Annotated in this window: 11 protein-coding genes; 2 read left to right on the forward strand and 9 right to left on the reverse strand. The window is 71.1% G+C overall.

Annotation, left to right across the window (positions count from 1 at the left end):
- Positions 1-262 precede the first annotated feature (262 nt).
- The 9 genes from ACFYVL_RS07540 to ACFYVL_RS07580 form a co-directional block, all read right to left on the reverse strand.
- Positions 263-2335, reverse strand: a complete 2073-nt coding sequence (locus ACFYVL_RS07540) for a hypothetical protein (protein ID WP_389241908.1) — start codon at positions 2333-2335, stop codon at positions 263-265.
- A 31-nt stretch (positions 2336-2366) separates the two neighbouring features.
- Complete coding sequence (locus ACFYVL_RS07545) at positions 2367-5453, reverse strand: alpha-mannosidase (RefSeq protein WP_389241909.1); 3087 nt, start codon at positions 5451-5453, stop codon at positions 2367-2369.
- A gap of 75 nt (positions 5454-5528) precedes the next feature.
- The gene (locus tag ACFYVL_RS07550; RefSeq protein WP_389241910.1) at positions 5529-6314 is read right to left on the reverse strand and encodes an alpha-amylase family glycosyl hydrolase; all 786 of its coding nucleotides are present in this window, start codon (positions 6312-6314) and stop codon (positions 5529-5531) included.
- Between the two features lie 52 nt (positions 6315-6366).
- The gene (locus ACFYVL_RS07555) at positions 6367-8124 is read right to left on the reverse strand and encodes a beta-galactosidase family protein (protein WP_389241911.1); all 1758 of its coding nucleotides are present in this window, start codon (positions 8122-8124) and stop codon (positions 6367-6369) included.
- Positions 8125-8166: 42 nt separating this feature from the next.
- Complete coding sequence (locus tag ACFYVL_RS07560) at positions 8167-10137, reverse strand: glycoside hydrolase family 5 protein (protein ID WP_389241912.1); 1971 nt, start codon at positions 10135-10137, stop codon at positions 8167-8169.
- Between the two features lie 113 nt (positions 10138-10250).
- Positions 10251-11105, reverse strand: a complete 855-nt coding sequence (locus tag ACFYVL_RS07565; protein WP_389241913.1) for a carbohydrate ABC transporter permease — start codon at positions 11103-11105, stop codon at positions 10251-10253.
- Positions 11102-12088 carry a carbohydrate ABC transporter permease gene (locus tag ACFYVL_RS07570; protein ID WP_389241914.1) on the reverse strand — a complete coding sequence of 329 codons (987 nt, stop codon included), beginning with the start codon at positions 12086-12088 and terminating at the stop codon, positions 11102-11104. The genes ACFYVL_RS07565 and ACFYVL_RS07570 overlap by 4 nt, the downstream gene beginning before the upstream one ends.
- Positions 12085-13359 carry an ABC transporter substrate-binding protein gene (locus tag ACFYVL_RS07575; protein WP_389241915.1) on the reverse strand — a complete coding sequence of 425 codons (1275 nt, stop codon included), beginning with the start codon at positions 13357-13359 and terminating at the stop codon, positions 12085-12087. Before ACFYVL_RS07575 ends, ACFYVL_RS07570 begins: the two co-directional genes overlap by 4 nt.
- A 180-nt stretch (positions 13360-13539) precedes the next feature.
- On the reverse strand, positions 13540-14697 hold the full coding sequence (locus tag ACFYVL_RS07580) for an ROK family protein (protein ID WP_389241916.1): 1158 nt from the start codon (positions 14695-14697) through the stop codon (positions 13540-13542).
- 174 nt (positions 14698-14871) lie between these two features.
- Between ACFYVL_RS07580 and ACFYVL_RS07585 the strand changes: the two genes are divergently transcribed.
- The gene (locus ACFYVL_RS07585) at positions 14872-16989 is read left to right on the forward strand and encodes an alpha-galactosidase (protein ID WP_389241917.1); all 2118 of its coding nucleotides are present in this window, start codon (positions 14872-14874) and stop codon (positions 16987-16989) included.
- Positions 16990-17051: 62 nt separating this feature from the next.
- Positions 17052-18641: a glycoside hydrolase family 31 protein gene (locus ACFYVL_RS07590; protein WP_389241918.1), complete on the forward strand. Its 1590-nt coding sequence runs from the start codon at positions 17052-17054 to the stop codon at positions 18639-18641.
- The last annotated feature ends 24 nt before the right edge of the window (positions 18642-18665 follow it).

Below are 18665 nucleotides of genomic sequence, written 5' to 3' on the forward strand. Positions count from 1 at the left end.
CGCTGCTCCCCGCTCCGACGATCCATGGTTCCGCTTCCACCCGGCCGCCCGGCAATGAGCCGCCATCGTACGGCCGGGCACGAGGGCTTGCGCCAGCAGCCGCACCCTACGTCAATCGTCATCCTTAGTGGATTTATTGCACCAATTAATCAGGGAGTCCAGGTGCGCAGCCCCATGCCCCGGTCGCCAGCGGCGCGGCAAGGGCCACGGCTGTGGTGGCGCCCCAACCCGTCGCAGAAAACACCGAGTTGGGGCACCCCCGTCAGACGCCGTCGGTGACGGTCAGAGCCCCGGTCACGGCCGCCGCCTGGGTGGGCACACCGCTGGGCACGACGTGTGCGGCCCCGGCGGCGTCCACCCAGCCGATGCCGCCGCCGAACTTGTCCACGTCGTAGTTCTTCCAGCCGGGCACGGTGGAGAGCCTTGTGAGCACGCGCGGCGCGGCTGCGGTGCCGGTGTGGAAGTCGGTGAGCCGCAGCTCGCCCGCGGTCGTGTCGTGGTTGACGACGAAGCCGTCACCGAGCTTCCCGCGCTTGGGCAGACCGATGTTCGCGCCGGTCCGCAGGTCGTACACCCCGAACGGTGTGGACTGGTCGCCGGACACGTCCTGGCCCAGGCAGTCCCAGTACACCCAACGGCCGACGGTCTGGATGTCCCGGATCTGGCAGGAGGCGCCGATCGCGTACGGGGTGACCTTGCCGGACACCAGGTCCCGCGCCTCGATCTGCCCCCACGTGCGGTCCGTGGTCCACAGTGTGGAGCCGGACAGCGCTGCGGCCGGGGTGTTCAGCTGCTGGACGACCGCCCCGCCGCCGGGCGCCTCGAAGTCGACGACGCTGCGTTCGTCACCGCCCCCGAACACGGCGTACCGCCCGGAGGCGTCGCGCAGGCTGCGGCCGGACGACGGCGGGGTGGCGCGGTCGTACATCACGACCTCGGTGCGCTCTCCGGACGCGGCGGCGCGTACGAGGAGGTCCCTCTGGGTGGTGTCGTCGTGCCGGACGTGCACGACAGAGCCGTCCCCCGCGCCCGTCGGCTGACCGTAGTCGGGGTCGAGGGGGGCGGTGGTGACCTCGGCGCGCTCCCCCGCCGTCGGCGTCGTGCCGAGTGTCACCTTCCGCGTCTGGTAGGCGGGACGCGGGGCGCTGTCCTCCTCCTTGGTGACCAGATGCCCTCCGGCGAGCGAGATCCCCCGGACCGCGGCAGCTCTGGCGGGAACCTGGGCGAGGGTACGGAGCGTCGGGGCGCCGTCCGCCCCGGCCTCCACCCGGCGCACCGCCCAGTCGCCCGCGCCCGCGCCGCCGACCACGGTGGCCCCGCCGCCCGGTATCTGGGCCAGGTCGCTCTGGGCGGCGGCCAGCAGGGTGACCGCCGGACCGCCCCCGAGGGGGGTGGCCCTGAGGGGGCCGCCGCGGCGCAGCGGCGGGTTCTGCTCGGTGGGCACCGCCGGCCGGTGCGCGGTGAGCAGCCAGTCGCCCGCGAGCCCGATGACGGGGGTGCCGTCGGCGGACGAGGGCACCGGGACGGTGGTCTGCGGTCCTGCGGGGTCGTCGCGGCGGACCACCCGGGCCTGGCTCATGCCCGGCTGGTACCAGGCGATGTGCGTGGGCGAGACGGCGACCTGCATGCTCGTGGGTTCGTACTCGGCGGGACTGGTGGAGACGGCGGTGAGGGAGCCGGTGCTCAGGTCGAGGACACCGAGCGTGTGGGCCTTGTTGGTTCGCAGTACGGCAATTCGCCCGTCCCCGGCCGCGACCGGGTAGCGGTGGAACAGCGCCCCCGAAGGACGGTCGACGGGCGTATCCGTGGTCGCGCCGTCCTGGAGGCGGAGGATGTGCACCTTGTCCACCTGCCATGCCTCGTCGAACGAGACCGTCAGCACGGTCCTCCCGAACGAGCCGACGGTGTACTGCCCTTCGGGGACGGTGAGCTGTGTCGACTCCCCGGTCGCCGGGTCGCGCAGCTGGACGACTCCGCTCGCGCCGAGGGGCACGGGCAGGATGTCCGTACCGGCCGCGTAGTAACCCTGCTGGCCCGGCAGCGGGCTGGCGAAGCCGTCGACCGTCCGCTCGGTGCCGTCGTAACCACGCCACTGGTACGGAGCGGCAGAGCCGTCGCTCGTCTCCCGTCTGTGCAGATAGCCGGTGTCTCCGGCGGCGAACAGGGTGTCCTGCACGGGCGCGTACCGATCGGGGGCGGCCAGTACGATCCCCGCGTCCCCGGTGTCGTCGGCGTGGGCGGACGGGATACCGGCGAGGACGGGCAGGGAGGCGACGGCGAGAACGAGTGCCAGGCGACGCGCCGCACCGGACATGTGTTCGAATTTCTTTTCCATGTACAACTCAGCGCCGCACTGCCCCGAAACGTCACCCGGTGCCGGCCCGCGTCACCGGCGGTGCGGCTGCGCCGTGGGCGCAGCGCAGCCTGAGGGTGAGAATTTGGAACGGACGGAGCGTCAGAAACAGCTGTCCGGCAGCGTTTTGCCGGGCGGCACCGGAGTCCGCGTCGGGGGTGAGCGGGCGTTCCAGGAGGTCGGTCACGGTGGCCGACTCCACGGGGAAATCCGTGGTCAGCAGGGTCGCGGACCGTCCGCCGTGGGCCTCGTAGAGGCGTACGACGACGTCGCCGGAGCGGTCGTCGGCGAGCTTGACCGTGTCGATGACGACCGCGTCGTCGTCCGTGGCCACCAGCGGTTCGAGCACTGTCGGGGAGCCGGTCACGGCGCGTTCGGGCATGTTGAAGCCGTACCCCTCGCGCACCGCGTCCGCGATATCGGCGCCGATCACGAATCCGTACCGCAGATGGTGGCCGCCCCGGTCGGCGTCCGGGTCGGGGTAGCGCGGGGCGCGGAGCAGCGTCAGGCGGACGGTCGTGGTCGTGCCGCCGTCGGCGCGCACGTCGCGGGTGACCTCGTGCCCGTACGTCGAGTCGTTGACCACAGCCGCGCCCCAGCCCCGTTCGCCGACGTGGAGGAAGCGGTGGGCGCAGAACTCGAACTTGGCGGCGTCCCAGCTGGTGTTCGTGTGTGTGGGGCGCTGGACGTGTCCGAAGGGGATCTCCGCGCTGGAGTGGGCGGCCCGTACGTCGAGCGGGAAGGCGGCCTTGAGGAGCTTTTCCTGCTCGTTCCAGTCGATCCTGGTGTCGATGTCCAGGCGCCGGCTCCCTTCCCGCAGGGAGATGAACTGTTCGATGCGGGAGTCGCCGAAGGTCCGTACGACCCGCACACCGTCCGCCTCCGCGCGCACCGCATCCGCGTCGCGCAGGTCGTGCACGGTGTTGCGGTAGAAGGGGTCGATGTCCCAGGCGTCGTACTCGTTGGGGAAGTCCTGGTGGAGCTGGAGCAGGTTGGCCGCCGTACCGGGGGCCAGAGCCTCGCGGGCTGCCGCGATGTCGTACGCAGAGGTCACCAGGCCCCGGTCGTCGACGCGGACGCGGACGAGCCCGTTGTCGAGGAGGTGACCGTCCTCGGACGGTACGGGCACGATGGGTCGGGTCGGCGGGTCCGTGCGGGGCGACGCGCCGAGGGCGGGGATGCCGTCGCGGGTGAACGGGGAAGCGTTGAAGACCACCTCGTCCGCGCCCTCCCCCGCCAGAGCGTGCTGCGCGGCGGCGACGATCGTCTCCAGTTCGGCGGTCGCCGCCGTATGGGCCGTCTCGGCCTCCCGGTGCACCCAGCCGATCGAGGAGCCAGGCAGGATGTCGTGGAACTGGTGCAACAGGACCGTCTTCCAGAGCCGGTCGAGGGCCTCGTACGGGTACCTGAACCCGGTGCGGACGGCCGCGGTCGCCGACCACAGCTCGGCCTCCCGGAGCAGGTGCTCGCCGCGCCGGTTGCCCTGCTTGGTGCGCAGTTGGCTGGTGAGCGTGCCGCGGTGGAACTCCAGGTAGAGCTCGCCGAGCCACACCGGGGCGTCGGGGTACTCCGCGTGTGCCCGCTCGAAGAAGTCGGCCGGGCTCTCGACGGCGACGCGCGGCGAGCCCTCCAGGTCCTCGACCCGGGCCGCGCGGGCCAGCATCTCGCGGGTGGGTCCGCCACCGCCGTCGCCGTAGCCGAAGGGCAGCAGTGAGCAGTTCGCCGCCTCCTTGTCCTGGAAGTTGCGCACGGCGTGGGCGAGTTCGGCTCCGGTGATCTCGGCGTTGTAGGTGTCGACGGGCGGGAAGTGGCTGAAGACGCGGGTGCCGTCGATGCCTTCCCACCAGAAGGTGTGGTGCGGGAACTTGTTGGTGGTGTTCCAGGAGATCTTCTGGGTGAGGAACCAGCGCACGCCGGCGAGTTTCATCAGCTGCGGCATGGCCGCGTTGTAGCCGAAGGTGTCCGGCAGCCACATCTCCGTCGTCTCGACGCCGAACTCGTCGAGGTAGAAGCGTTTGCCGTGGATCAGTTGCCGGGCGAGGGACTCGCCGCCGATGAGGTTGGTGTCGGGTTCCACCCAGAGGCTGCCGACGGGCAGGAACTGTCCGGTCCTCGCCTTCTCCTGGACGCGGCCGTAGATCTCGGGGCGGTGCTCCTTGAGCCAGGCGAGCTGCTGTGCCTGGGACATGGCGAAGCGGAAGCCGGGGTGGTCGTCCATGAGGTGGGTGACATTGGAGAGCGTCCGGGCGACCTTGCGTACGGTTTCGCGCAGCGGCCAGAGCCAGGCGGTGTCGATGTGGGCGTGGCCGACGGCCGACATGCGGTGGGCGCTGGGGGCCGCGGGAGCCGCGAGCGCGGGACGGAGCTGGGCACGGGCGGCGGTGGCGCTCGCGGACACGTCCTGCAGGTCGATGGTGTCCAGGGCCCGTTCGACGCTCTGCAGGAGGTGCCAGCGGCGCGGTTCGGCCTCGGGAAGCTCGCGCATGAGCTCGCCGAGGACGTCCAGGTCCTGGGCGAGTTCCCACACCTCGCTGTCGAAGACAGCCAGGTCCAGGCGGAGCACCTGGTAGAGCGGGGTGGCGTTGGCGGTGTCGTCGTTGCCGGTCAGCCAGGGCGGCCGGTCGCCGGTGCGGCTGGGCAGGTGGTCGTCGTTGAGGTTCGGGTTGGCGGCGGCCTCGACGTAGTACGTGAACTCCTCTCCGCCGGAAGCCGGGGCGGCCACCGGGATGTAGGCGTTGCGGGGGTTGAGGGCCTTCACGACGGTGCCGTCGGCCCGGTGTACCAGTCCCTCGCTGGAGAAGCCCGCACCGGTGAGGTTGAAGCCGATGTCGACGACGGCCTCGACCCGGCAGCCGGCCCACTCCCTCGGCACCCTGCCGCTGATCCGGAACCAGCTCGTGGTCCACGCGGGCCCCCAGCGGTGGCCGAGCGTCACCGGTTCATACGGCGCGGCCAGGCCCACGGCGACGGGTACGGGTTCGCCCGGGGCGTTCCAGATCGCGAGGTCGAGCGGAACCGTACGGGCGTGCACGGCCGGCCGGATGCGCTCGGAGAGGACGCGGGCGAGCCGCTGCTCGGTGAGGCGTTGTCTGCTGTGCATGGGGGTCTCCGTGGTCATGGGGGCGGGGGTGCGCCGTACCGTGGCAGGGTCGTGCAGTGGCAGGGCCACGGTGTGTCAGGGGGTCCACCACGCGGTGGTGTGGGCGGGCAGGGTGAAGGTCGGGCCGGGTGGGTCCGTTTCGGCCTCCACCGGGGAGCTGGAGAGCAGGTGGCTCCCGGGCCGGGGGATGCTCAGCGCCCGGACCGTCGTGTTGGCCGTGCAGACGCAGCCCGGCCGCCGGAGGGCGAGGACGCCGTCGGGCGCGTCGTCCCACCCGACCGTGTCGCCGGCGCCGAGGCCCGGATGCCGCCGACGCAGCGCCAGCGCCGCCCGGTAGAGCTCCAGCGTCGGGTCCGGGTCGCCCGTCTGGGCCTCGACGCTGAGCGTTCCCCAGCCCTCGGGCTGCGGCAGCCGGCTGCCGCCCGTTCCGAAGCCGTACGAGGCACCCGCGACGGTCCACGGGAGGGGCACCCGGCAGCCGTCGCGGAATCCGTCCGTCTTCCCGCTCCGTGGTTGGGGACGAGGCCCACGTATCACCCTCATCCCGAGCCCGTGGGCGTCCCGGATCAGCTCCTCGGCGTCCGCGAGGGTGCCGAGCACGGGGTCGACGGCCCGGTGGTCGGCGACGTCGTGGCCCGCGTCCGCCTGGGGGGAGGCGTAGGAGGGGTTCAGCCACAGGGCGTCGACACCCAGCTCCTTGAGGTACGGCAGTCGGCTGCGGATGCCGGGGAGGTCGCCCGTGCCGTCGCCGTTCCCGTCGGCGAAGCTGCGCGGGTACACCTGGTAGACGACGGCTTCCCGCCACCATCGCGGCGGGGACGCAGGCGCGGTGGCGGGGGCGTCGGAGGGGTGCGGAGGCATCGTCGGTCTCTCTCGGCGGGCGGTGGGGGTGCGGTGAGGGTCGGCGGCGGGCTCAGTCCTCGACGGGGCCCAGGTCGGGTGTTCCGCGCAGTTCCACGGTGCGGGTGGTGGAGCCGTGCAGTTCGAGGACGGTGATCTCGTTCCGTCCCGGGCGCAGGACCGGGGCGGGGACGTAGAGCGTGGTCTGGGGGCCTCTGGACCAGTAGCGGCCGAGGGCGAAGCCGTTGATCCAGGCGTGGCCCTTGGTCCAGCCGTCCAGGGCGAGGAAGCCGTCGGCCGCTTGGGCGAGGTCCACATGTCCGCGGTGGAGGGCCGGACCGACCGGAGGTCCGGTGGGGTCCAGCGGCGTGCGGGACGCTGCGCCCGGGTCGTCCATCGGCAACGGGCGGCTGTACCAGTCCACGAGGGGCCGGCCGTTGGCGGTGACGGCACCGAGCAGCCCCTTGCGGTCGTGCATGGCCCGGCCGTAGTTGACGCGGCCCTGGTTCTCCACGAGCACGGCCAGGCGGGCGCCGGGCCGGGGGGCGAGGAAGGAGAGGGTGTGCTCGTGGTTCTCCCGCTCCAGGACGCCGACCGGCTGCCCGTCGACGAAGACCTGGGCCCGGTCGTGCACCTCGTCGACCCGGAGCACGGTCGGGCCGGGTTCCGGGAGGGCCGTCTCGTACAGGACGAACCCGAAGGACTGTCCGAGCTGTTCCATGGTGAGCGGGTGGTCGGCGTGCACTGGGGGGCCGCCGAGCAGTTCGGCCTGGTCCAGGAGGCCGGCGCAGGCGGTGAGTTCGGCGACGGCCCCCGAGAGCTTGGGTGCGGGCGCGGGGACCGGTTCGTCGGGTACGGGCGCGTACCGGGCGATGACCTCGCGGAACGCCGTGTACTTGGGGCCGGGGTCGCCGGCTTCGTCGAGCGGGGCGTCGTAGTCGTAGGAGGTGGCGGTGGGCCGGTAGGTGCCCTTGTCGTTGGCGCCGTTGGTGAAGCCGAAGTTGGTGCCGCCGTGGAACATGTAGAGGTTGACCGAGGCGCCGGCGGCGAGCAGCCGGTCGAGGTCGGCCGCCGCGTCCTGTGCGTCGCGGGTGACGTGGGTGCCGCCCCAGCGGTCGAACCAGCCGATCCAGAACTCTGAGCACATCAGCGGGCCCTCGGGCTGTTGGGTGCGCAGTTCGGCGAGTCCGGCCGTCACGCGGCTGCCGAGGTTGACGGTGCGCAGAACGCCGTCGAGGCCGCCGCGCTTCAGGTCAAAGGGCTGGTCGCAGGTGAAGAGCGGGACGTCGACGCCGTGCCGGTACAGCAGTGCGGCGAGTTCTGCGAGGTGGTCGGAGTCGTCTCCGTAGGCTCCGTACTCGTTCTCCAGTTGTACGGCGATGACGGGTCCGCCGCGTGTCGAGAGGTGGGGGCCCACGGCGGCCAGGAGGGACGCGAGGTAGTCGTCCACCGCCTCCAGGTAGCGGGGGTCGCGGCTGCGCAGTTCGATGTCCGCGTCGGCGAGCAGCCACGCGGGCAGGCCGCCGCCGTCCCATTCGGCGCAGATGTACGGTCCCGGCCGGAGCAGGACGTGCAGTCCTTCGGCGGCGGCGAGGTCGAGGAAGCGGGGTAGGTCGAGACCTCCGTCCGTACGGAACTCGCCGCGCCGGGGCGCGTGCAGGTTCCACGGGACGTAGGTCTCGACCGTGTTGAGTCCCAGCAGCCGTGCCTTGTGGAGCCGGTCGGCCCACTGCTCCGGGTGGACGCGGAAGTAGTGCAGTCCGCCGGAGATGATGCGGAACGGTCGGTCGTCGAGACGGAAGCCGTCTGCGGCGATCTCCAGTCGTGGCATGGCTGTGGGGCTCCTAGCTTTCGGTGCTGTGAGGGGTGTCGGTCAGTTCAGCGGGCGGCACAGGAGTGCGTCGGGGGCGCCGCCGTGCTGCCACTTCCAGGTGTAGGCGACACCGGCGAGGTATTCGTCGTCCCGGCACTGGCCCTTGTAGGCGCCGGGTGCCCAGTCGCTCTTCACGGAGCCTCCGGTGGTGGGCCGGTTGTCGCCCTTGTCGAACCAGAGCAGCCGGTTGGTGGTGGGCAGGGACTTGGCGGAGGGTGCGCAGAGCAGGGCGGCCATCGCGTTGCCGTTGACGCTGTGGCCGACGGCGAAGGTGTCCTTGGGGCATTCGAGCTTGTTGTAGCCGCTCGCCCAGTCGCCGTTCTTGACGTAGCGCTCGTCGACGACGGTGGTCCACATGCGGTCGGCCTTGGCGGGTTCCCCGCCCGCGTCGGTGCACAGGCCGCGGTTGTTGCTGCGGGCGAGGGCGACGAGCCGTTGGCTGTCGGGGCAGTTGCCCTTGCGGTTGCCGACGCTCCAGTCCGTCTGCCGGCGCATGGTGGCGGAGAGGTTCTGGTCGGCGAAGTCGAGGTTGACCATGTTCCAGTGGTCGGTCTCGGCGACCTGGCCGGTCTTGCCGGGGGCGTTGACGAGCTTGTTCCAGGCGGTGGCGCGCCAGTCGCCGGGGTCGTTGACCGACTGCCGCTTGCCGTCGTCGTCGTACGAGATAAGCGCCCAGTTGTCGTTGATCCTGCCGTTCGTGGTCCAGCCGACCAGGGGCCACTGGGCGAAGTCGGTGTCGTTCTTCGCCAGGATGTCGGTGAAGCGGTTGAACCAGTCCTTCTCCTTCTCGTTCGTCTCGCCGCGTCCGCCGGTGCCGAACTCGCTCACCCACACCGGGGCGGTGAAGTGCTGCCCCTCCTGGGTGACGAACAGGGCCTGGTCGTTCACGACCTTGACCAGGTCCTCCGGGCTGAGGTCGCGGTAGCGCGGGTCGTTGGTCTCGCCGTTCTGCCAACCACCCGTGGCTCCGGTGTGGTTGGGGCCGGTGAAGCCGTAGAAGTGGGCCGAGTAGACGAGCTTTCCGGAGTTGATCAGGGTGTTGGACAGGTTGCGGACCGGGGTCAGCGTCGGACGGCCGTGGGGGAACATGCCGGACGGGATGCCCTGCCAGTTGATGCCCTCCATGATGACGAGCATGTCCGGGTTGGCTTCGAGGATCTTGTTTCCGGCGATCTGGAACGCGTTGTACAGGTCGTGGTCGTTGCCCCAGCCCCAGTTCGGGTCGTTGTTCAAGTCACGGCGGACCTCGTTGCGCAGGTCCGCTCCGACGACGCGTTTGTTCGACTTGTAGCGGTTCACCAGGAACAGCCAGTTGTCGACCCACTGGTCGGTGGTCTGGCTGGTGTTCCAGCGCTCGTTGCCGTCCAGGCCGCAGCACCAGCGGTAGGTGGTGGTGTGGTTGTTGAGGACGACCGCGAAGCCGTCGTCGGTGAGGGCCTTGACCACCGCGTCGAACACCTCCAGCGGGGTCTTGTCCGCCAGTTGCGGGTTGGCCTCGACAGCCTGGTTCGGCACCGGGGTGGTGTCCTTGATCATCGCGTCGGAGTACGGCAGCCGGATCGTGTTGAGACCCAGTGCGTGGAAGTCCGCGAGGATCGTGGCGAGGGGGGTGCGGTCCAGGCCGAGCGGGATGTTGTGGGACTTCTGGTCCGCCTGGTGGTTGCTCGTGTCGTTCTCGCTGCCGCTGCCCTCCCACGTGCCCTGTGCACCGGCCCAGTTGCTGGCCTTCAGCTTGAAGCGCTTGCCTTCGGCGTCGACGATGTACCGTCCCCGGGTGCTCAACGGGCCGGTCCAGGACTCGGCCGGTTGCCTGCCGCTCGGGGCGGCGGGGGCGCCGGACGCGGCGGCGGGTTCCACGGCGACCGCCGTGCCGGGGAGTACGCCGCCGAGCAGGGCTCCTGCGGCGAGGGTGGCGGTGAGGGCCCGTATGGCGCTCGCCGTGAGGGGGCCGTCGGGCATGAGTGCTCTCATGGTGCTGTCCTCCGAGGTGTGGGGTGTGAAGGAGGTGCTGCCTGCCGGACCGGCGGTCCGGAGTCGGTGAGCCACCGGACCGGTGGTCCGGAGTCGGGGGCCGAAGGGGGCCGTCAGCCCTTGAGGCCGGTGTGGGCGATACCTTCGACGATGTGGCGCTGGGCGAGAAGGAACATGACCACCAGCGGGGTGATGGTCACGACGGCGCCGGCGAACAGGCCGGGCAGGTTGATGGTCTGCGCGGTGAGGAAGGTGGACAGGGCGATCTGGGCCGTCCAGGCGGACGGGTCCTGGCCGATGACCAGGGGCCACAGGAAGGCGTTCCAGCTGTCGATGAAGGCGAGTGCGCCGAGCGAGGCGAGCATGGCCCCGGACGACGGCAGGGCGATCCGGCGGTAGAGGCCGAGCCAGCCGAGTCCGTCCAGTCGGCCGGCCTCCTCGATCTCGCGGGGGAACTGCAGGTAGAAGTTGCGGAACAGCAGGACCGCGAAGGGGTTGAAGAGGCCGGGGGCGATAATGCCCCAGAGGGTGTTGACGCCGCCGAGCGAGCCCACGACGACGAACGTGGGGACGAAGGTGGCCGAGCCGGGGATCATCAGCGTGGCCAGGACGAGAGCGAGTACGACTCCGCGGCCGGGCACCGGGATGCGGGCCAGCGCGTATCCGGCGGCCGAGGCCAGCAGCGTCGAGGCCGGGGCGGTGATCGCGGCGATCAGCAGGGAGTTGGCCAGGGCACTGCCCATGTCCAGGGTCGGGTCGCTGAACAGCGCGGTGAAGTTCTCCCAGTGCATCGTCGAGGGCCACCAGGTCCACTCCGGGGCCGTCAGGGTCCGGGTGTCCATCAGCGCGTTGCGCAGCATCAGGTAGAAGGGGGCGAGGAACGCCACCATCAGGACTCCGGCCAGCAGGCCGCGGGCGGGACGCCGCAGGGTGCGCGCCCCTTCTCGCAGGGTTGTCACCGTGCTCACTCCCCACTCTTCCCGAAGCCGGTGAACCGTCCCTGGAGCAGCGTCACGCCCACGATCAGGGCCGTGAGCACGAAGGAACCGGCCGATCCGAGGCCGTAGTTCTGAGTGCTCATCGCGGTGTCGTAGAGGTACATCAGCGGGGTCTTCACGGGCGCGGCGCCCGTTCCGGACATGCCGCCGCCGAACAGGTTGTAGAACTCGTCGAACGCCTGGAACGCCGCGATGAACATCAGCATGAGTACGGCGACGGAGGTGTTGCGCAGCATCGGCAGGGTGATGCGGCGCAGCAGCCGCAGCCCGGTGGCTCCGTCCAGGGCCGCGGCCTCGTAGAGCTCCCCGGGGATCGCCTGGAGGCCCGCGAGGAAGAGCACCATGTAGAAGCCGACCTGGAGCCACAGGCGCAGGGTCACCAGGGCGATCCAGTACAGCGGGGGCGAGCCGGTCTGGAGCCAGGGGATCGCGTCCATCCCGAACCAGCCGCCGATCGTGTTGGCGATGCCCGCGGGCATGCCGCTGAAAAGGGACATCTTCCACAGCAGGGCGGCGGCGACGTAGCTGACGGCGGCCGGTAGGAGGAACGCGGTCCGCAGGACGGCCCGACCCCGCCGGACGCGGTGCACGAGGAGTGCGAGGCCCAGGGACGCGGCGAAGGTGACCGGCACGATGAACAGGGTGAACAGCAGGATCTTGACCAGTGAGCCGCGGAAGGCGGGGTCGCCGAACAGCTGCCGGTAGTTGTCGAGTCCCACCCAGTCGCCGAGTGCGATGGTGCCCTGGGCGTCGCTGAGGCTGAGGAGGAAGCTCCAGCCGATGGCGATGTACTTGAACACTCCGAGGCCGATCAGCATCGGGGCCGTGAGCAGGGCGAACGCGCCCCAGTTGCGCAGGTTGGTACGGCGGCGGCCGGGGGCGGGGCCCTGCGGGGTGTCCGCGGGACCGCCCGCTGTTTCGGCGCGTGGCACGGAGTGCGTGGTGGTGGTCATCGGGACAGCTGCTTGTCCACGGCGGCCTGCGCCTGCTCGGCCGCGGCGGCGAGCAGTGCGGCGGGGTCCCCCTGGCCGGTGACGATCTTCGCGGCGGCGGCGACGAACGGGGTGCCGGAGGCGGAGTCCCAGGTGTTCGGGTTGCTCGTGGCGTACTTCGCGGCCAGGTCGACGGCTTCCTTGGCGGTGCCCTTGCGAAGCTTGCCCGCCGTGGCGGCGACGGACTTGCGCGGCGGGACGTGGAAGCCGTAGCTCTCGTTCCAGTCCCGCTGGAGTGCGGTCTGTTCGATCCAGAGCCACTGGACGAACTTCTTGGCCGCGTCGACGTTCCTGCCCTTGGCGTTGACGCAGTTGGTCCAGCCGCCGACCCGTACGACCGGGGTGCCCGCGGTGTCGAAGGCGGGCCAGGGCAGTATGCCGAAGTCGTCGCCGAGGGCGTCCTGGATGGCGGGCATGGCCCACAGGCCGCACCACTGCATCGGTACGACGTCCTGGGTGAAGGCCGAGGGATCCCACCAGTCGGTGGTGAAGCCGAGCAGGAGGGACTTGTCGTCGTGGGGGCGTTTGAGGGCCGAGACGGCCTCGACGGCCCTGGGCAGGGCGAAGTCGACCTTGCCGTCGGCGACCAGCTTGCCGTGGCGGGAGAACACCGCGAGGGCGGCTGCCTCGCCGACCCCGTCGTTGCCGATGAACAGGCCCTTGTTCTTCTTCGTGGTGAGTGCCCTGGCGGCGGCGACGAGTGCGTCGAAGGTGGTGGGCGGGGTGATCCCGGCCTTGGTCAGGACGCTCTTGCGGTAGTAGAGCATCTGGGGGTCGTCGAGCGTCTTGATCCCGTAGAGCTTGCCGTCGACGGTCACCAGGTCGCGGTCGCCCTGGTTGAAGTCGTCCTTGGTGCTGCCGTACACGTCGTCGAGGGCGGCGACCTGGCCGCGCCGGGCGAGCCCCTGGGTGAAGTCGCCGTGTTCGAAGACGTCGGGCGCGGCGCCGGTGAGCAGTGAGGCGTTGAGCTTGGCGGTGTAGTCGCCGGGCACCCAGGTTATTTTGACGGCGATGTCCGGGTGCGCCTTGGTGAACGCGGTGGCGTAGCGGGTCAGTGCCTGCTGGGTGCCGGCCTCGCCGTAGGCGTGGGACCAGACGTTCAGGGTGGTTTTGGCGCCGGACGAGGAGCCGCCGACGGGGCTGGTGGTGCAGCCGATCGCCGTTCCGGCGACGAGGAGAAGGGATCCGCCGAGGAATCCCCTGCGGCTAAGCTGAGTTCTCTGTCCGCTCATGTCGCTTCCTTACGTGGTGAGGCGGGTGTGCGGGTGGTGTTGCCCGACGGGACCGGTGTCCGACGTTCACGGCTGGCAGGCGGTGACGGACATCGGTCGCGTCGGTGACGCGGGCCGGTGGGCTGAGGTGCGGTCACCCGGCGTCGAGGGGGGCGGCCCTTCGTGGGGGCCGTGGCGCCCTTACGGGAAGAGCGCCTGAATGCTGACGACGGCGGCCGCGCGGGCCCATTCCTCCCAGGGCAGGGGGCGCAGGGTCAGCGGGCACTTCGCCGCCGCCTTGAAGCAGCGCGCGGCGTACGCCTCCTGGATGTGCACGCCGAACAGGTCGTAGGTGTCGAGTCCTTCTCCGGTGACGACGACGCGTTCGGGGCCCAGGAGGCTCACGAGGCTGGCGATGCCGACACCGATGGCCTGGCCCGCCCGTGCGAACGCGTGTTGTGCTGCGGCGTCGTGGTCGCGGGCGAGGCGGATCGTTCCGTCGAAGTCGAGGTCGGTGCGGCCGGTGGCCCTGCGTACGGTGGCGAGGATGGCGTCGCTGGAGGCGATCGCCTCGACGCAGCCGATCGAGCCGCAGTGGCAGCGGGGTCCTTCCGGGTCGACGCTGATGTGGCCCATCTCGCCGGCGACACCGTAGGCGCCGTCGACCAGTTGGCCGTTGACGACGATGCCGGAGCCGATGCCCGCCCCGATCGTGACCAGGGCGAAGTACTCGGTTCCGATGCCCTCGCCGAACCAGTGCTCGGCGACGGTTAGTGCCTTGACGTCGTTGTTGATGACGACGTTCAGCCCGGTCGCCGCGGCCACGGTGCCGGCCAGGGGTACGTCGCGCCAGCCGGGCAGCACCGAGTAGCGCACGGTGCCGCGGTGCCGGTCGACGTCGCCGGAGACCGCGATGCCCAGGTGCCGGGTGCGGGCCTTGAACTCCGGTTGCGCGTCGAGGAGTTCGTCGACCAGGTCGGCGATCAGGGCGCACACCGCCGGGGGGCTGCGGTCCGCCAGCGGGCGGCTCGCGTGGACGCGGGGCCGGGCCTTCAGGTCGCAGACAGTGCCGTAGAGGGTGTCGGCGCTGATCTTCACTCCGACGAAGAACTCCCGGTCGGGGGTGACGGACAGCGGGTTCACCGGCCGTCCGGCTCCGGGGGCGGTGCGCTCCGGCGGGAGTTCGTGCAGGTAGCCGTCGTCGATCAGCGGTCTGGCGGCCTTGGTCACCGCGGTCGACGACAGCCCGGTGCGGCGGGCCAGTTCGACCCGGCTGAGCGGACTCTCGGCCAACAGCAGGCCCAGGATGGCTATTTCGGCCGGTGCGGAGACCAACGGCCCTGATTGCTTTGGAAACACGGCGGCAACGTACCGGCAAATAAATAAGTTCGTCCAGTATTGATTTTCACAAACCGCCGCCCCTACTCTCGGGTCACTTCCGTGCCTCTCCGGAGGCTCTGCCCACGGTCGCCCGCCGCCCTCCGCGCGCCGATCCGTACCTTCGCCCGACCCCTTCTGGACCTGGGACCACTCGTGCCTCGAACGTCCTCGACCGTCTCCTTCGACCGCGCCCTCGGGCTCGCGGTCCTGCGGACCCCGCACAGCGTGTACGCCATACGCATCGGTGCGGACGGCAGCCCCCGGCACCTGCACTGGGGGGCGGCCCTCGACGTCGCGGACCTCGCGGCGCTTCCCGAGCCGGCCTCGCCCGCGGCGAGCAGCTTCGAGGGCGACGCCGTACCGGACGAACTAGCTCCGCAGACCGGAGCACGCTTCGGGCCCGCGGGGCTCCAGGTGCGGTTCGCCGACGGCACGCGGGGCGCCCAGTGGCACTTCGCCGGGCACCGCGCGGAAGGCGGCGAGCTGCGGCTGCGGCTGGCCGACCGCCGCTACCCGCTGACCGCCGAGCTGTGCTACCGGGTGCGGCCCGACAGCGACGTCGTCGAACGCTGGACGGAGCTCACGCACACCGGGGGCGAGGAGTCGGGGCCGATCGCGGTCGACCGGCTGGACTCGGCGTCGTGGACCGCGCCCCTGCTGCCCGACTACCGGCTCAGCCATCTCGTGGGCGGCTGGAACAGCGAGTTCCAGCTGCACCGCGACCGGCTGCCGGTCGCCGAGACGGTCCTCACCAGCCGCCGCGGCCTCACCAGCCACCACGCCGCCCCCTGGCTTGCCCTCGACAACGGCAGTGCCACCGAGGACGACGGCGAGGTCTGGAGCACCGCCCTGGTCTGGAGCGGAAGCTGGCGCGTCACCGTGCACCGCGACCCGGTCGGCCGCACCACCTGGACGGGCGGTTTCGGCCACGAGGGGGTGGGCTGGACGCTGGGCCCCGGCGAAACCCTGTGCACCCCGGTCTTCGCCGGCCTGTACTCCGCCGCCGGCTTCGGCGCCGCGAGCCGTTCCTGGCACACGTACATCCGCTCCGGTCTGCTGCCCTCCCCCGAACGTGACCGGCCCGTCCTCTACAACTCCTGGGAAGCCACCGGCTTCGACGTCGACCACCCCGGGCAGCTGCGGCTGGCCCGGATCGCCGCACGCCTGGGAACGGAGCTGTTCGTCGTGGACGACGGATGGTTCGGCGGACGCGTCGACGACCGTGCGGGACTCGGCGACTGGACGCCGCGGGCCGCGGCCTTCCCCGGCGGGATGCGGCCGCTCGCGGACGAGGTGCACCGTCTGGGCATGGACTTCGGGCTGTGGGTCGAACCGGAGATGGTCAACCGCGACAGCGACCTCTACCGGGCCCATCCCGACTGGGTCGTCCACACACCGACCCGCGACGCCACGGAACTCCGCCACCAGCTGATGCTGAACTTCGCCCGCCCCGAGGTCGAGGCATGGGCGCTGCGCACCCTGGACCGGCTGGTGCGCGAGACGACCGTGGACTGGCTCAAGTGGGACGCCAACCGGGTCGTCACCGAAGCGGGGTGGCCCGGCCACCCCGACCCCGACCGGCTGTGGATCGACCACGTCCGCGCCCTGTACCGGGTCATGGACCGCCTGCGCGCCGACCATCCCAGGCTGCGGATCGAGGCCTGCGCGGGCGGGGGCGGCCGGGTGGACCTGGGCATCCTCGCCCGTACCGACCAGGCCTGGGTCTCCGACAACACCGACCCCGTCGACCGGATCGCCGTCCACCGCGGCTTCAGCCAGCTCTTCCCGGCGCAGACCATGGCCGCCTGGGTGACCGACAACCCCAACGTCACCACCGGCCGGAGCGTTCCCCTGCGCTTCCGCTTCCACGTGGCGATGGCCGGGGCACTGGGCATCGGCGGAGACCTCGCGTGCTGGCCGGAGGAGGAACTCGACGAGGCGGCGGCGCTGATCGCCGCCTACAAGGAGATCCGCCCCCTCGTCCAGCACGGCCGGCAGTACCGTCTGACCGGCACCGACGGCGTGACGGGCACGCACTACGCCTCCGACGACGGCACCGAGCACGCCGTTCTCGTCTGGCGTCCCACGACCCGCTTCGGCCACCCGCCCGCACCGCTCCCCCTGCCGGCCCTGGACCCCGCAGCCCGTTACCTGGACCTGGCGGACGGCACTGACCACAGCGGCACGGTCCTGGTCCGACGCGGCATCGGCCTGTCCCTGCCCGCGGGCGACTACGCGAGCCGGCTGATCCGGCTGCGCCGCACCGCCTGAACACAGCTCCGCCTCCCCGTCGCGTCACCTCGCGACCCGCCGCGTCCCCGAAGGAACCGCCGATGCTCTCCCAGTCCGTGTCCGGTGCACCTCACCAGTCCCCCGTCGAGGCATCGGGGAACGAGGTGGAACTGACCCTCGAAGCGGGCGAACGCTGGTGGGGCGGCGCCGTGGGCGACGGCATACGGATGCCGTACGGCAACGCCCCCTTCGCCCGGAACCTCGGCGGACCCACCGACGCGCAGGAGGAGGCCGGTGCGAACCAGAGCAGCCCGCTGCTGGTGTCGACCCGGGGGCGCGTGGTCTGGTCGGAGCGGCCGTTCTCCTTCTCGTTCCGGGACGGGACACTGCGGGTGTCCGGACAGGACGTCGTGGTCCGCCGCGACGGCGGGAACCTGCGGGAGGCGTACCTGTCGGCATCACGGCGCTACTTCCCCCCGTCCGGCCGGACACCGGCGCGGGAACTGTTCACCGGCCCGCAGTACAACACCTGGATCGAGATGCCCTACACGCCCACGCAGGAGTCGGTGCTGCGGTTCGCCGCCAACATCCTCCGTACGGGGATGCCGCCCGGCGTGCTGATGATCGACGATGCCTGGTCGCCCGACTACGGCACCTGGCGGTTCGACCCGAGCCGCTTCCCCGACCCGGCGGCCATGGTCCGGCAGCTGCACGACCAGGGCTTCTCGGTGATGTTGTGGGTCGTCCCGTTCATCAGCCCGGACTCCGCCACGTTCCGGGAAATGGAGGCGAAGGGCCTGCTGATCCGCGACCGGACCGGCGACACCGCCGTCCGACGCTGGTGGAACGGATTCAGCGCTCTGCCCGACCTGACCAACCCGGCCGCCGTGGACTGGATCACCGGCCAACTCGACGCCCTGCGCGACGAGACCGGAGTCGACGGCTTCAAGTTCGACGGCGGCGACGCGGTGAACCACCGTGCAGACGACCTGACCGCCGAGCCGGCCGAACCCGCCGACCACTGCGAGGCATGGGCCGCGCTCGGTCTGCGCTACCCCTTCAACGAGTACCGGGCCTGCTGGCGCATGGGCGGCCAGCCCCTCGCCCAGCGCCTGCGGGACAAGCCACCGCTGTGGGGTGAGGCCGGCATCGCCTCCCTCGTACCCGAGTTGCTCGCCCAGAGCATGATCGGCCACTCCTTCAGCTGCCCCGACATGATCGGCGGCGGCGAGATCAACTCCATGAACGCCCAGGACACCGTCGACCAGGAGTTCTTCGTCCGCTACGCCCAGATCGCCGCGCTGAGCCCGATGATGCAGTTCTCCGTCGCACCCTCGCGGGTCCTGGACGAGGTCCATCTCGCCGCGGTACGAGCCGCCCTGGACGTGCGCGCCTCGCTGCTCCCGCTGATCCTCCGCCTCGTCGACGAGGCCGCCGTCACCGGAGAGCCGGTCCTGCGCCCGATGGCCTACCACTCCCCCGAACTCGACCGCGTCACCGACCAGTTCTACCTGGGACCTGACCTCTTCGTCGCGCCCGTCACGGAGAAGTCCGCCGTCGAGCGGACCGTCGCCGTACCCGGGGGACGCTGGCACAGCGACGACGGCACGGTCGTCACCGGCCCCTCGGTCATCAAGGTGCGCAGCAGCCTCACCCGCATCCCACGCTTCACGCGCCTCGCCGACGCCTGAGCTCCGGCGGCCCGAATCCGTCGG

The organism is Streptomyces sp. NPDC004111, assembly GCF_042874215.1.
GTDB lineage: Bacteria > Actinomycetota > Actinomycetes > Streptomycetales > Streptomycetaceae > Streptomyces.